Origin of the sequence: Bordetella genomosp. 9 (assembly GCF_002261425.1) — a bacterium.
Taxonomy (GTDB): domain Bacteria; phylum Pseudomonadota; class Gammaproteobacteria; order Burkholderiales; family Burkholderiaceae_B; genus Bordetella_C.
In genome coordinates this window covers 1,542,541-1,555,276 of record NZ_NEVJ01000003.1, presented here as the reverse complement: position 1 = coordinate 1,555,276, position 12,736 = coordinate 1,542,541, and the positions used below count along the sequence as shown (strand labels likewise).

14 protein-coding genes and 2 tRNA genes are annotated in these 12,736 nt (G+C 65.3%); 8 read left to right on the top strand and 8 right to left on the bottom strand.

Annotated elements, in window-relative coordinates:
• Positions 1-70 precede the first annotated feature (70 nt).
• On the top strand, positions 71-562 hold the full coding sequence (locus CAL26_RS18185) for a DUF421 domain-containing protein (protein ID WP_094848205.1): 492 nt from the start codon (positions 71-73) through the stop codon (positions 560-562).
• A gap of 87 nt (positions 563-649) precedes the next feature.
• On the opposite strand, the gene CAL26_RS18180 is transcribed toward CAL26_RS18185, so the two are convergent.
• Positions 650-725: transfer RNA gene (locus tag CAL26_RS18180), tRNA-Thr, on the bottom strand.
• A 199-nt stretch (positions 726-924) separates the two neighbouring features.
• Between CAL26_RS18180 and CAL26_RS18175 the strand changes: the two genes are divergently transcribed.
• The 5 genes from CAL26_RS18175 (at position 925) to CAL26_RS18155 (ending at position 5,354) form a co-directional block, all read left to right on the top strand.
• Positions 925-1,629 (top strand): GntR family transcriptional regulator, encoded by a 705-nt coding sequence (locus CAL26_RS18175; RefSeq protein WP_094848204.1) that lies wholly within the window; start codon positions 925-927, stop codon positions 1,627-1,629.
• A 49-nt stretch (positions 1,630-1,678) separates the two neighbouring features.
• Positions 1,679-2,356, top strand: a complete 678-nt coding sequence (locus tag CAL26_RS18170; RefSeq protein WP_094848203.1) for a DUF2848 domain-containing protein — start codon at positions 1,679-1,681, stop codon at positions 2,354-2,356.
• 27 nt (positions 2,357-2,383) lie between these two features.
• The gene (locus CAL26_RS18165) at positions 2,384-3,715 is read left to right on the top strand and encodes an amidase (protein ID WP_094849952.1); all 1,332 of its coding nucleotides are present in this window, start codon (positions 2,384-2,386) and stop codon (positions 3,713-3,715) included.
• Positions 3,716-3,843: 128 nt separating this feature from the next.
• Positions 3,844-5,172: an MFS transporter gene (locus CAL26_RS18160; protein WP_094848202.1), complete on the top strand. Its 1,329-nt coding sequence runs from the start codon at positions 3,844-3,846 to the stop codon at positions 5,170-5,172.
• A 106-nt stretch (positions 5,173-5,278) separates the two neighbouring features.
• Positions 5,279-5,354, top strand: a tRNA-Asn gene (locus CAL26_RS18155).
• Between the two features lie 97 nt (positions 5,355-5,451).
• Here the strand turns inward: CAL26_RS18155 and CAL26_RS28145 are convergent.
• From CAL26_RS28145 to CAL26_RS18145, 3 genes are all read right to left on the bottom strand, one after another.
• Positions 5,452-5,889, bottom strand: coding sequence for a DUF4189 domain-containing protein (locus CAL26_RS28145; protein ID WP_143277452.1), 438 nt, complete (start codon positions 5,887-5,889; stop codon positions 5,452-5,454).
• A gap of 142 nt (positions 5,890-6,031) precedes the next feature.
• Positions 6,032-6,490 (bottom strand): DUF2846 domain-containing protein, encoded by a 459-nt coding sequence (locus CAL26_RS18150; protein WP_094848201.1) that lies wholly within the window; start codon positions 6,488-6,490, stop codon positions 6,032-6,034.
• A complete protein-coding gene (locus CAL26_RS18145; protein ID WP_256988518.1) occupies positions 6,487-6,969 on the bottom strand; it encodes a hypothetical protein in 483 nt (160 codons plus the stop codon). The genes CAL26_RS18150 and CAL26_RS18145 overlap by 4 nt, the downstream gene beginning before the upstream one ends.
• Positions 6,970-7,154: 185 nt before the next feature.
• Between CAL26_RS18145 and CAL26_RS18140 the strand changes: the two genes are divergently transcribed.
• On the top strand, positions 7,155-8,363 hold the full coding sequence (locus tag CAL26_RS18140) for an MFS transporter (protein ID WP_094848200.1): 1,209 nt from the start codon (positions 7,155-7,157) through the stop codon (positions 8,361-8,363).
• Here the strand turns inward: CAL26_RS18140 and CAL26_RS18135 are convergent.
• Entirely contained in the window at positions 8,332-8,661 is a 330-nt protein-coding gene (locus CAL26_RS18135; protein ID WP_094848199.1) for a hypothetical protein, read from the bottom strand. The two genes, CAL26_RS18140 and CAL26_RS18135, sit on opposite strands and share 32 nt — an antisense overlap.
• 315 nt (positions 8,662-8,976) lie before the next feature.
• On the opposite strand from CAL26_RS18135, the gene CAL26_RS18130 reads away from it, so the two are divergent.
• Positions 8,977-9,879 (top strand): LysR family transcriptional regulator, encoded by a 903-nt coding sequence (locus CAL26_RS18130; protein ID WP_094848198.1) that lies wholly within the window; start codon positions 8,977-8,979, stop codon positions 9,877-9,879.
• A gap of 30 nt (positions 9,880-9,909) precedes the next feature.
• On the opposite strand, the gene CAL26_RS18125 is transcribed toward CAL26_RS18130, so the two are convergent.
• The 3 genes from CAL26_RS18125 to CAL26_RS18115 are packed head-to-tail and all read right to left on the bottom strand — an operon-like array spanning position 9,910 to position 12,711.
• Positions 9,910-10,842, bottom strand: a complete 933-nt coding sequence (locus CAL26_RS18125) for an SMP-30/gluconolactonase/LRE family protein (RefSeq protein ID WP_094848197.1) — start codon at positions 10,840-10,842, stop codon at positions 9,910-9,912.
• Complete coding sequence (locus CAL26_RS18120) at positions 10,839-11,855, bottom strand: ABC transporter substrate-binding protein (RefSeq protein ID WP_373454521.1); 1,017 nt, start codon at positions 11,853-11,855, stop codon at positions 10,839-10,841. The genes CAL26_RS18125 and CAL26_RS18120 overlap by 4 nt, the downstream gene beginning before the upstream one ends.
• A gap of 13 nt (positions 11,856-11,868) precedes the next feature.
• A complete protein-coding gene (locus tag CAL26_RS18115) occupies positions 11,869-12,711 on the bottom strand; it encodes a fumarylacetoacetate hydrolase family protein (RefSeq protein ID WP_094848195.1) in 843 nt (280 codons plus the stop codon).
• Positions 12,712-12,736: the final 25 nt, after the last annotated feature.

Genomic DNA, 12,736 nt, shown 5'->3' with positions numbered 1-12,736 from the left:
GAGCGGGTCGACCCGGGCGCGCCGGTTGCTTACGGATGGGCTGTTTCCGCATCGTGGAAGGAGGCCGCCCATGGACGTACAGTGGGACAACATCATCAAGTTCAGCATGTCGCCGGTGGAGATCGTCATCCGCGGCACCATGACGTACTGGTTCATCTTCACGCTGCTGCGCATCGCCGGCCGCCGCGACGTCGGATCGCTGGGCATCGCGGATCTGCTCGTCGTCGTCCTGATCGCCGACGCCGCCCAGAACGCCATGGCGGGCGAATACAAGTCGGTGCCGGACGGGATGCTGCTGGTCGCCACCATCGTGTTCTGGAGCGTCTTTATCGATCGGGTCGCATATACATGGCCTGCCACGCGTCCCTTCCTGCAGCCCGGCAAGTTATGCCTGGTCCGCGACGGCCAGGTGCAGATGCGCACCATGCGGCGCGAAAGCATCACGGTCGAGGATCTGGAAAGCGAACTGCGGCAGAAGGGCGTCGAAGACGTGGCGCAGGTGAAGCTGGCTTATCTCGAGCCGGACGGCTCGATCAGCGTGATCAGGAAGAAGGGGGCGTGAACCGTGATCCGGGCGGTGGCAGGATCGGCCGAACGACCTGGCGCACCAAGCAAAAAGGCCAACCCGTGGGGTTGGCCTTTTTTATTCTGGTGCCGGCAATAGGAGTCGAACCTACGACCTTCGCATTACGAATGCGCTGCTCTACCAACTGAGCTATGCCGGCCTTTTGTCTTGCGCTCCCGGGGCTGGCTGTCCCGGAAAAGACCAAGATCATATCAGAAATTCTGGATACAAGGGAAGCATCAGGGCCAGCCAGCGGCATGAGCCGGCGTGAGCGGGGATGGGGCGTTGTCGGGTAATCCCTGATAGGGTCGCTGTGATATATCAGAGTATTATCACTTGCGCTTTACTTCGATATCACTATGGCCAGCACGACCCCTTCGATCTCAGCCCAGGACGGTGCGACGCACGGTTCCGATGGGAGCCGCCCATCGTCCGGCGCGGCCCTACGCGAGCTCGCCTATGCCGAGATCAAGCGGCGCATCATTTCCTGCGAATTCCGGCCGGGGGAGGCGATCAACGAATCCCAGGTCGGCGCGCTGCTGGGCCTGGGACGCACCCCCGTGCACCAGGCCTTGCATCGCCTGGAGAGCGACGGGCTGGTATCCATCCTGCCGCGCAAGGGTGTCCTGGTGGCGCCGCTGTCCTTGAACGAAGTGCTGGACATGATCGAAGTCCGCCTGACCAATGAACTGCTGTGCGTCACCCTGGCCGCGGAGCGCGCGCACGGCAGCGACATCCAGGCCATGCGCGACATCGTCGAACGCTCGGCAGCCTTGCTGGAGCACCGCGATATCAATGGCCTGATGCAATTGGACCTGAAGTTCCACAACGCCATCTCGGCCGCCTCGCGCAATCGCGTGCTGGCCGAACTGCTTCGCGGGCTGCACGAAAAGCAGGCGCGCTTCTGGTTTCTTTCCTTGCAGGATCCCGTGCACCTGGCCAATGTCTACCAGGAGCACATGGCCGTGCTGGATGCGCTGGAGCGTCGCGACATCCCCGCCGCCCGCGAAGCCATCCGCGACCACATCGACGAATTCCGCAAGAACATCATCCGTTCCATTTGAGCCGGCCGCCATGACGTGATGGCCGCAGTATCACTAGAGGTTTAACGCCATGCCGCAATTGAATTTCCAGGTCGCCGGATTGGGCGACCGCACCGTCCTGATCGACCGCCTGGTGATCGCGGGCTGGGCAGGCCGCGACGAGGCGGCGGTGCAGCACCATATCCGCGAACTGCAGGAAATCGGCGTCAAGCCGCCTTCCACCGTCCCTTGCTATTACCCCTTGGCCGCCGCGCTGCTGACCACCGACGAGGAAATCGAAGTGCCGCGCGCGGATTCGTCGGGCGAAGTCGAAGCGGTGCTGTTCTCCACCGAGGACGGCCTGCTGGTCGGCATCGGATCGGATCACACCGACCGCAAGGTCGAGGCCTACGACGTCACGGTGTCCAAGCAGATGTGCGCGAAACCGGTCAGCCGCGAGCTGTGGCGCTTCGATGAAGTCGCCGGCCATTGGGACCAGCTGGTTTCCCGCACCTGGCGCGTGCGCGACGGCCAGCGCGCCCTGTACCAGGAAGGCCCGATGACCAGCCTGCGCGATCCGCGCGAGCTGGCCGAGAAATATGCCGGCGAGCAGGGCCTGCCGGTCGGCACCGCCATGTACTGCGGCACGCAGACGGTGATAGGCCAGCTGGGCTATGGCGAACAGTTCGAGATGGAACTGCACGATCCCGTGTTGAACCGTACGCTGCGCCACGCGTATCGCGTGCGCGTGCTGCCCGTCACCGACTGAGCCGGCCGTGCCGGAAAGGACTCCATGATGCAGACCATCAAGCCCATCAGGCAGTTGCAGGCCGATCTCCAGGCCGGCCGCATCACCAGCGAAAAGCTCGTCGAGCAGTCGCTGGCGCTTATCGAGTCATACCGTCAGGCGGGCGGGGCGGCCTATCTGCACGTGGATGCGGAATCAGCGCTGCAGGCGGCGCGCGCCAGCGATGCCGCGCGCCGCGCCGGCAACGTGCCGTCGCCCATCGCGGGCCTGCCCGTCTCGATCAAGGACTTGTTCGATGTGCGGGGCCAGGTGACGTCGGCGGGCTCGCGCGCGCTGGCGGGGGCCGCGCCCGCCACGCAGGATGCCGCCGCCGTCGCGCGCCTGCGGGCCGCGGGCGCGGTGCTGCTGGGCCGCACCAATATGAGCGAGTTCGCCTTTTCCGGGCTCGGCCTGAATCCGCACTACGGTACCCCGCGCGCACCGCACGATGAAGCGCGCGTGGCTGGCGGCTCCACGTCCGGCGGCGCCGTGAGCGTCGCCAAGGGCATGGCGGTGGCCACCTTGGGTACGGACACCGGCGGCTCCATTCGCATCCCGGCGGCATTCTGCGGTCTCACCGGTTTCAAGCCGACGTCGCATCGCGTGTCGTTGCAGGGCGGGGTGCCGCTCTCGCGCACGCTGGATTCGGCGGGGCCGCTGGCGCGCACGGTCGATTGCTGCGCCATCATGGACCGCATCCTGAGCGGCGAGGCCTTGGACGCCCGGCCGGCCTCGATCAAGGGGCTGCGCCTGTACGTCACGCGCGATTTCGTTTTCGACGGCGTCGATGCCGCCGTGGCCTCGGCGTTCGACGCAGCGGTGGCCAGGTTGGCCGGCCTGGGCGCGCAGATCGTGCCCTTCGATTTTCCGGAGTTGAAGGATATCCCGTCGATCAACGGCGGTGGCGGCTTCACGGCGGCCGAGGCCTGGCATTGGCATCGTGAATTGCTGTCCACCCGGGGCGAGGTGTATGACCAGCGCGTCGCCATGCGCATCCGTCGTGGAGAAAAGCAGTCGGCGGCGGATTACATCACGCTGATCGACGAGCGCGCGCGGGTGATGGCGGCGGCGGCCGACCGCCTGCGCGACGCCGATGCGTGGCTGATGCCGACGGTCGCGGTGCTGCCCCCGCGCGTCGACGATCTGCAGGCCGACGAGGCTTTCTTTTCCGTCAATGGCCTCGTGTTGCGCAATACCAGCGTGATCAATTTCCTGGACGGCTGCGGGGTGTCGCTGCCGACCGGGCAGCCCGGCATCGGCCTGGCGGTCTGCGGCCTGCGCGGCGCGGATGCGCGGGTGCTGCAAGTGGCGGGCGCGATCGAGCCGGCGTTGGCCGCCTAGTTCGTCCCTTGGGGGCGCGCTCGGCCGTCCGCGCCTGGTTGGCCACACCTGGCCGGCCAATCTGATTTGATTCAAAACCCCCCGCCGCGGGGCGGGGCTTTTATCTCCTTTATCTACGGAGCATACCCATGTCGTCCACCGTTACCCCGGCGCCGGGTGGAGCAGCCAGCGCGCCATTCCCGGCCGAACGCGCGCTTGCCTATCGCAAGATCGCCGTACGCCTGATTCCTTTCCTGGTATTCCTGTTCGTGCTGGCGTGGATCGATCGCGTCAATATCGGCTTCGCCAAGCTGCAGATGCTGCAGGACCTGCAATTCAGCGAAACCGTCTACGGACTGGGCGCGGGCATCTTCTTCATCGGCTACTTCCTGTTCGAAGTGCCCAGCAACCTGCTGCTGGAAAAGATCGGCGCACGCCGCACGCTGGCGCGCATCACCATCCTGTGGGGCCTGGCCTCCATGGCGATGATCTTCGTCAAGACCCCGACGCAGTTCTACGTGCTGCGCTTCCTGCTGGGCGTATTCGAAGCCGGTTTCTTCCCCGGCGTCGTGCTGTACCTGACCTACTGGTTTCCCGCCGATCGGCGCGCGCGCATCAATGGCTACTTCATGACGTCCTTCGCCATCGCCGGCGTGGTGGGCGGCCCGATCGCCGGCTTCGTGATGAGCGTGATGTCGGGCGTCGAAGGCCTGGCGAACTGGCAATGGCTGTTCGTGATCGAGGGCATCCCCTCGGTGCTGGCCGGTTTCGCCGTGCTCGCGTGGTTGCCGGAAAAGCCTGTCAACGCCAAGTGGCTGAACGACAGGGAGCGTACCCTCGTGACGCGCGAACTCGAGCAGGAAAGCCGCGATCCCGCCAAGCATTCGTCGCTGCGCGACGCCTTCAATGGCCGCGTGTGGTTGTGCGCGCTGATCTACTTCTGCATCGTCAGCGGCAACGCGACCATCGCATTCTGGACGCCGTCCATCATCAAGGAACTGGGCGTGCAGGGCAACTTCCAGATCGGCCTGGTGTCGGCGATTCCGTTCATCCTGGGCACCATCGCCATGGTCCTGAACGGCATCCATTCCGATCGCACCGGCGAGCGCCGCATGCACAGCGTGGTGGCCAGCGTCGTGGCGGCGGCGGGCCTGGCCGCGACCGGCTACTTCCTGGGCAGCCCGGTGACCGCGCTGTATGCGCTGTCGTTCGCCGCCATCGGCATCCTGGCGGCCTTCCCGGTCTTCTGGTCCTTGCCCGCGGCCTTCCTGACCGGCACCGCCGCGGCGGGCGGCATCGCCCTCATCAACTCCGTCGGCAACCTGGCGGGCTTTGCCGCGCCTTACCTGATGGGTTGGCTGAAGGACAGGACCGGCAGCCTGGCGTCCGGCCTGTATAGCGTCGGGTTGATGGAGCTGTGCGCCGCGATCCTCGTGCTGCTGTTCATCAAAGTCAAGCGCGACACACCGCGCGCGTGACGGCGAACGAAGTGGAGCCGGCGACCGATGGCTCCGCTTCTTCAGTAGTGAAGCGCGATTTGCACACCCAAAAAAAATCGTGCTATAGTCTCGCTTCTCTAACAGATCCCCGATAGCTCAGTCGGTAGAGCGACGGACTGTTAATCCGCAGGTCGCTGGTTCGAGCCCAGCTCGGGGAGCCAAATCTAGTTAGAGAATCCAGTAGTTAAAACCGCCCTTGCCGGCGGTTTTTTCTTTTGGGCGGATGGGCGTGGTCAATCCCTGTGCCTATTCATGCGCCTACTCGTCGGGGTTGGTTGCGGCCAGAAGCTCACAACGAGTGGCTCCTTGTCGTCGACAGTCTTCCATCGCGGCCTTGATCGCCTCAGCGCGGCTCGCCTTGCCCTTGGCAACACCAAGCACAGGTTTATCGATCCCTTCCACGGAGGCGGTCCAACCTTTTGGCAGATCCGTTTTGCGATTGGGGTCTCCCCAGTATTCGGGATCGCGCCGCGGTTTGGGTGTCGCAGCCGGTCCTTGGCTGGCCCAATCACAAAGAGGTGCAGGGGCAACCCCCGGTCCACCTGGATCCATACCGAGAAAAACTTCACCATTTCCCGCGCCGCCAGGACAGACGTGCGGTTCCGCCTGGGCTGCCGTCGTCATTGTCATCAGCGTGATTCCAGCAAATGCCAAGGCGTACAGATGGCTGCTGAAACAACGGGGATGGATTTTCATGATGTCGCTCCAATCTGAAATTTCGCCGTTATCTTCGCACGGCGCGATAAAGCAGATCGAATAAGCCTACATCCATTCTCACGCAGGGCGGTTCGACGCGGCGTCGGCCTGAAACGCCGCGACCGAGGACTGGCCTTCCTGGTTATTGCTTTGCCACACCCGTGCCGGCACCGGTAAAGCGTAATGACGGCAAATCCGCCTGCGCCTTTTCAGCCGGGTCCAGCGTCAGCACGATGCGGCCGACCATCAGGCCCATCGAGACTTCTTCCCGCACGTATTTCGTTTCGCCGGCATCAAGTGCAAAACTCAAGGTTTTTTCCGTCTCGGTCGACGCCGCTGCCTGGTAGTTGCCCTGCGGGCGGTCGACGTAGAAGAATCCACCCGGCTGGGATTTGCCGACGACCTGACCGTTCAAGCGGATCTCAGGTTGTACCCCCGCGCCCACAAACGACGACGAGCGCAGGAAGTACACACGGCCTTCGCCGGAAGGGATCCGCGGGATCGCGGATGACATTTCCGCGTACTTGGCGCCGGTGGCGGCACAACCGGCCATCAGGGCGACGGCTCCCAGGACTGCCGTAAGCTTCAACATGCGCTTCACTGCGCTTCTCCTAAGTTGAGAGGAATGCGGGAATTCAGCGCCGAATAGCGCTTCTCCCCAGGTAGGTAAAACCCAACGAGATTCCCACCCGACACCACCAGATAGGCTTCATGCACCTGGCGGCCTTCGATGGTGAAGACTGTGTCGACCGGTCGGTAGACGTCGCCTTCGGGCAGGTGACCGACCAGCCGCCATCGCGAGTGCATTGGTATGCGTCGCGTGTACTGGGTCGGCAAGGTGATGTCGGCCTCCTCACGGGCCACCAGCACCGGCGACGACGACAGCTCTGGCGCCGGACTGAGCGAGGCGGGCGAACTCAGCACGTTTGCAGCGCATCCCGCGAGTGCCAGCAGTACCAATGGCAAGGCCAGTCGCAAGCGGATCGTGGGGATAGACCGAAACTCGTGCATGGGCGGCGATAGCGATGAGGGATGAGTAGAAACCTGTTTATCCACACCAGACGCCTTTGGTTTAGCCAAGAGGCGATCCTTTGCCAAACTCGCTTGCATACAACCAACACCGCCTTGCCAACATCGGGTTCTTCGCATCGCGCAAAGCCCGCGTAAAATACTCGTTGCATCGCAGCAATTCTTGCTTCCGTGCTGCCACGGGCGCCCCCGTCTCTTCCTGCGGTCGCCTGCACTATCAACCCGGACCGTTTCAAATGACCGCTCAGCCCGCCGTGCCGCATCGGCTAGGCCTTGTTCTCGTCGCGCTCGCCGTTGGCAGTTTCGCCATCGGCACCACCGAATTCGCCACCATGAGCCTGCTGCCGTATTTCGCGGCCAGCCTGGGTATCGATGCGCCGACCGCCGGCCATGTGATCAGTGCCTACGCGTTGGGCGTCGTGGTGGGCGCGCCGGTGCTGGCGGTGCTGGGCGCGAGGTTGCCCAGGCGGACGCTGCTGATCCTGTTGATGGGGTTGTTCGCCATCGGCAATGGCTTGAGCGCCGTGGCGCCCAACTATCACGCGATGCTCGCGGCACGTTTCCTGAGCGGTCTGCCGCACGGCGCCTACTTCGGCATCGCGTCGCTGCTGGCCAGCTCGCTGGTGCCGGCCAACCGCCGCACCGTCGCGGTGGGGCGGGTGTTCCTTGGCCTGACCTTCGCCACCATCGTCGGCGTGCCGCTGGCCAATTGGCTGGGGCAGGCGGTGGGCTGGCGCTGGAGCTTCGCGCTGGTCTCGTTGCTGGCGGTGGCGACCATGACCAGCGTGCGCCTGTTCGCGCCGCACACGCCGGCCGATCCCACGGCCAGTCCGCTGCGTGAGCTGACGGCCCTGCGTCGCGGCCAGGTGTGGCTGACGCTGGGGATAGGCGCCATCGGTTTCGGCGGCCTGTTCGCCGTTTATACCTACTTGGCGGACACGCTGACCGCCGTCACCCACGTGTCGCCGGCCATGGCGCCCCTGGTGATGAGCGTGTTCGGCGTTGGACTGACTGTCGGCAATATGGTGGTGCCGCTCTATGCGGACCGGGCCATCATGCGCACCGCGGGTCTGCTGCTGGTGTGGACCGCCGTGGTGCTGGCGCTGTTTCCCTTGATGGCCGGCAATCTCTGGCTGGTGATGTTGAGCGTCTTCCTGATCGGCCTGGGCGGGGCGCTGGCGACGGTCCTGCAGACCCGGCTGATGGACGTGGCGGAACACGCACAGGGACTGGCCGCCGCGCTGAATCATTCCGCCTTCAACACAGCCAATGCGCTGGGACCTTTCCTGGGTGGACTGGCGATCGCGGCGGGGTATGGGTGGACCTCCACCGGCTGGGTGGGCAGCCTGCTGGCGATAGGCGCCATGCCGCTGTGGCTGTGGTCCGTGACGTTGCAGCGCCGCCGCGCCGCGGCTATTTCGAGCCTGCCGGCCCGGCAGACTTAGGCTCGGCGGAGGTTTCCAGCGCCGCACCGTGCGTCACGGCGGCCGCATCGCCGACGTCCGCATGCGGCGCGGCGAGCGATCGCGCCGCCGCCGTCCTGATCAAGGCATCGCGATGCGCGGATAGCGCCGCGATCCGGTTTTCCATTTCGCGGGCGCGCAGCTTCTCGCGCCACGCCAGCGCGCGCTGGCGCCGCAGCGTCGCGATCATGCGGTACTGGCAATCCAGCTGATGCCGCCATTCGGCGATAAGCCTATCGGTCTTGCGCAAATCGATGTACAGCTCGTGTGGATCGTTCATTGGCCGGCTCCCTGTGGGCAACATATCCGCGTGCGCAGCGCAAACAGTACGCCAGGAAGCGCCGCCCGGCGCGGGTGGAGTCCGCAGGGATGGCGCTTTTGGCGGTAGGAGGAGAATCCCCGCCGCTGTCGGACGCGCGGCGCGCGCGTCGCGGTGCCGCCGCCAATCCGCGTTGTATAGTGCTGACGCGCCTGGCGGCACACCCCGAGTCAGCGCGCTTTAAGCTCCAGGTCGGACAGCGGGCGCGCGCGGCGGCAGGACCGCGCTCTGCCCGGCGGCATCCGGCCGTAGAGACCATGTCGTCGGAGGAGGCGGATGCGTTTCGACCTGTTGTCGCTCAAGCTGTTCGTGGCGGTCTGCGAACACCTGAACATCTCGCGCGCCGCGGAGGCCGAAAACATTGCGCCGTCCGCGGTCAGCAAGCGCATCTCGCAGATGGAGGACATGCTCAAGACGCCGCTGTTTCTCCGCAGCAACAAAGGGTTGGAGCTGACGCCGGCCGCGCATTCGCTGCTGAACCATGCGCGCGTGATCCTGCGCGATCTGTCGCAGATGGAAAGCGAGCTGTTCGATCACGCCGAAGGCCTGCGCGGGCAGATACGCCTGCACGCCAGCCTCTCGACCATCGTGCAGTACCTGGCGAACGACATCCGCGACTTCCTGGCGCTGCATCCCGCGCTGCGCATCGACCTGCAGGAAAGCCTGAGTCCGGAAGTCGTCCGGGCCGTGGCGGAGAACGCTGCCGATATCGGTATCTTCGGCGGCAACGCCCTGGTGCCCGGCCTGCGCGTCTACCCGTATCACAGCGACCGGCTCGTCGTCATCATGACGGCCGACCATGTGCTGGCCAAGGCACGCAAGCTGACCTTCCGTCAGGTCGCCGAGCATGAGCTGGTCGGGCCGCAACCCGGCAGCTATCTGAACTCGCTGGTCCTGCGGGCCGCGGCGGACCTGGATTTCCCCTTGCGCTTCCGCATCCGCGTGAACGGTTTCGAGCCTGCCCGCAGCATGGTGGAAGCGCGGCTGGGCATCGCCCTGGTATCCGAGCACCATGCCGCCCGCTATGTATCGTCCGGCCCGCTGGTCGCCGTGCCGCTGGACGAGGATTGGGCCATGCGCCACTGGAAGATCTGCGTGCGCGACGCGGAAACGCTGCCGGCGCCCGTGCAGTCGCTGATCAAGCATCTGAGCGAACACAGCGAAAGACCGCGCTCTTAGCCGCGGGCGCCGCGCGATGCCCGTGCCGCGCTAGCCGTAAGGCAGGCGCAGCCCGGGGTCGGGCCACGCCATGCTGATCAACTGGCCCGTGCCCGACAAGGTAATGTAGGCCGTCCGGTGATCCGGCCCGCCGAAGCAGATATTGGTCACCATGGGATCCGGCAGCATGACCTGGCGCAGGATCTCGCCGGACGGCGCGATCACCGTGATGCAGCCGGTCACCAGCGTACCCACGCAGATGTTGCCATGGGCGTCCACGGCCATGCTGTCCAGGCGCTGATAGCCGGGCAGGGCGCACAGCAGGCGCCCGCCGTTGGGAGAAGGGTAGGAATGCCTGCGCGGCCGGCCCGGTCCGTCCAGGTCGAATGCCCAGACGCGCCCGGTCTCGGTCTCCGATACGTACACCACCTGTTCGTCCGGCGACAGGCCGACGCCGTTGGCGGTGGTCAGCGGATACGCGACTTCGACGATCATCGAGCCGTCGGCCAGTGCGTAGTAAAGGCCGGCATGGTCGCGGTCGCGCTTGCGGTTCTTGCCGAAGTCGGTGAAATAGAAGCCGCCCTGGCTGTCGAACACCAGGTCGTTCGGTCCGCACAACGGCGCATCGCCGCAGCGGTCGTACAGCGTGCGCAACTCGCCCGTATTCGGGTCGTAGCGTTCGATGCGACCGCTGGTATAGCCGGGATGCACGCCCGCCCGCGTGCGGTTGTAGCCGGCGATGGTCTGGAACAGGAAGCCGCCGTTGTTGGCGATGTAGTAGGCTCCGTCCGGGCCCGCGGCCAAGCCGTTGGGGCCGCCGCCCGTCTCGATCAGCACTTCGACATTGCCGTCGGGTGTGACGCGGCTGATCGTTTCGCGCTGGATTTCCACCAGCACCACGGAACCGTCGTCGCGTGCCACCGGGCCTTCGGGAAACATCAGCCCGCTCGCCATCACCGTGAAGTCGTCGGTCGCCGGGCTCATTGCTTGGGCACCTGCTGCACGAAACGATTGGTGTAGGTCGCGCCGAGATCGATTTTGGCTGCCGCGATGGCGGGATCGAAGGCGGCCAATACATTGCGCACCGTGCGCGCGGCTTCGTCGGTCATGACTCCGTCATGCGACAGGCAGGCGCGCATATTGGTGTAAGCCTGCGCGAAGACCTCCTTGTCCGCCAGGGCATATTCCGGCGGCACGGCGGCGGCCACCTGTTCGGGCGTGGCCTGCGCCAGCCATCGTTCGGCGCGCACGATGGCGGTGGTGATGGCTTGCACCGTGTTGGGATACTTGTCGACGAAGTCCTTGGTCGCGTAGACCGCGGCTTCCGGATAGTTGCCGCCCAGGGTCTTTTGCGTGGCCTCCGGGCTGCGCATCGCCGCCAGGGGGAACAGGTCGCCGCTGTCCTGCAGGATGGTGGCGACCGGGTCGTTGGACATCATGGCGTCCACCTGTCCGCCGCGGGCCGCGGCCACCGCGCCGGAAGACGAGCCGACGCCGATGATGGAGACCTCTTCAGGCTTCACACCCGCGCGGCTCAGCAGGTAGTTCACGCCCATGTGAAAGCTGGATCCCGGCGAGCTGACGCCGATGCGCTTGCCCTTCAGGTCGGCATACGACTTGATCTTGTCGCGGCTGGCCTTGGTGACGCCGAAAACGAAGCCCGGGCAATTCGCCTGGATGGCGAAGGACACCAGCTTCTGGCCCTTGACGGCCATCGTGATGGTGTTCGAGTACGCCCCCGCGACGAAGTCCGCGCTGCCGCCCATCAGCGCCTGCAGCGCCTTGGCGCCGCCGCTGTACACGCCGATATCGACATCGAGCCCCGCCTGTTTGAAGTAGCCCCGACTGCTGGCGATGACGAAAGGCAGATAGGGAAAGCCCACGCCGGCCGCGGCCAGGTGCAGCCTGGTTTTCTCCGGCGCGTTCTGGGCCTGGGCAGCCAGTGACGTACCGGCCAGCAAGGCAAGCGAAACCGCGGCCGCGGCGTAGCGCATCATCATGTCGTTCTCCCTATCCTTGAATCACGTCCTGCCGCTGCGTGCCCAACCCTTCGATCCCCAGCGTCACGACATCCCCGGCCTTCAGGTACACCTGCGGGTTCTGGCCCAGGCCGACGCCCGGCGGCGTACCGGTGGAGATGATGTCGCCCGGCTGCAGCGACATGAACTGCGAAAGGTAGGACACCAGATAGCGCACCCCGTAGACCATGGTCGCCGTGCTGCCGTTCTGGTAGCGATGGCCGTTCACTTCGAGCCACATCGCCAACGCCTGCGGATCGGCGATTTCGTCGGGCGTGACCAGCCAGGGACCGATGGGGCCGAAGGTGTCGGCCGACTTGCCCTTGGTCCATTGCCCCTGGCGTTCGGCCTGGAAGGCGCGTTCCGATACGTCGTTGATCAGGCAATACCCGGCCACGTGCGCCATGGCCTCGCTTTCCGGCACGTATTTGGCCGCCTTGCCGATGACCACGCCCAGCTCCACTTCCCAATCGGTCTTTTCCGAGTTGCGGGGAATCTCGATGGGATCGTCGGGCCCGGTGATGGCGCTGGTCGCCTTCATGAAAATGATGGGCTCGGGCGGCACCGTGGCGCCGGTCTCGGCCGCGTGGTCGGAGTAGTTCAGGCCGATGCAGATGAACTTGCCCGTGCCGCTGACGCAGGGCCCGAGCCGCGGCTTGCCCGGCACCAGGGGCAGGGACTCGGCGTCGATCTTCTTCAAACGATCCAGGGATTCGGGCAACAGCGCGGCGGCGCCGATGTCGGCGATGTGCCCGGACAGATCGCGTATGCGGCCCTGCCGATCCAGCAGGCCCGGCTTTTCCTGTCCCTTGGCGCCGTAGCGTAGCAACTTCATCTTCAACTCCTGTGTGCATGGAAAA

Bases quoted from the DNA above. Each gene is read 5' to 3' on its own strand.
- CAL26_RS18165 (WP_094849952.1), top strand. From the start codon at position 2,384: ATGCAGACCATCAAGCCCATCAGGCAGTTGCAGGCCGATCTCCAGGCC.
- CAL26_RS18115 (WP_094848195.1), bottom strand. From the start codon at position 12,711: ATGAAGTTGCTACGCTACGGCGCCAAGGGACAGGAAAAGCCGGGCCTG.
- CAL26_RS18125 (WP_094848197.1), bottom strand. From the start codon at position 10,842: ATGAGCCCGGCGACCGACGACTTCACGGTGATGGCGAGCGGGCTGATG.
- CAL26_RS18135 (WP_094848199.1), bottom strand. From the start codon at position 8,661: ATGAACGATCCACACGAGCTGTACATCGATTTGCGCAAGACCGATAGG.
- CAL26_RS18160 (WP_094848202.1), top strand. From the start codon at position 3,844: ATGTCGTCCACCGTTACCCCGGCGCCGGGTGGAGCAGCCAGCGCGCCA.
- CAL26_RS18140 (WP_094848200.1), top strand. From the start codon at position 7,155: ATGACCGCTCAGCCCGCCGTGCCGCATCGGCTAGGCCTTGTTCTCGTC.
- CAL26_RS18130 (WP_094848198.1), top strand. From the start codon at position 8,977: ATGCGTTTCGACCTGTTGTCGCTCAAGCTGTTCGTGGCGGTCTGCGAA.
- CAL26_RS28145 (WP_143277452.1), bottom strand. From the start codon at position 5,889: ATGAAAATCCATCCCCGTTGTTTCAGCAGCCATCTGTACGCCTTGGCA.
- CAL26_RS18175 (WP_094848204.1), top strand. From the start codon at position 925: ATGGCCAGCACGACCCCTTCGATCTCAGCCCAGGACGGTGCGACGCAC.
- CAL26_RS18170 (WP_094848203.1), top strand. From the start codon at position 1,679: ATGCCGCAATTGAATTTCCAGGTCGCCGGATTGGGCGACCGCACCGTC.
- CAL26_RS18120 (WP_373454521.1), bottom strand. From the start codon at position 11,855: ATGATGCGCTACGCCGCGGCCGCGGTTTCGCTTGCCTTGCTGGCCGGT.
- CAL26_RS18185 (WP_094848205.1), top strand. From the start codon at position 71: ATGGACGTACAGTGGGACAACATCATCAAGTTCAGCATGTCGCCGGTG.